The organism is Halomonas sp. SIMBA_159, from assembly GCF_046536035.1.
GTDB lineage: Bacteria > Pseudomonadota > Gammaproteobacteria > Pseudomonadales > Halomonadaceae > Vreelandella > Vreelandella venusta_A.
In genome coordinates this window covers 1-328 of record NZ_JAWJBT010000238.1, presented here as the reverse complement: position 1 = coordinate 328, position 328 = coordinate 1, and the positions used below count along the sequence as shown (strand labels likewise).

The window sequence follows — 328 nt, the reverse complement described above, 5'->3', positions numbered from 1 at the left end:
ATGTCTTAGGCCAAGGGCGCATGCTCTCGTCTGTGTTAACTCGTCTACGTCAGCGGGTGGCTGATTTTTACCGTTTAGAAGCCGCGCTGGATATCGCCGCGTTACCCAGCGTTGTTCAAGATCAGCGCCTTGATGAGCTGTTAACCGGAGCTGACGCCACCCATGACGCGATGGGCATGGTGTGGTCGCCCCGGCGCAATGAACGCGGATGCGATTGGTCAATGCCAGATGTTGCACTCAATGACCAGGGCGCGTGGCTGGCGCTGCAGCGTTTGCAGCATCGCCAGCCAGCAGGATGGCAGCCACGCTTAGCGCGCTGCTCGGCGGA

At 60.1% G+C, this 328-nt stretch carries 1 pseudogene; it reads left to right on the top strand.

Annotated features, from left to right (window positions below):
- Positions 1 to 20: 20 nt before the first annotated feature.
- A pseudogene (locus R0J87_RS19130) lies at positions 21 to 328 on the top strand (flagellar biosynthesis protein FlhF); the annotation flags it as partial.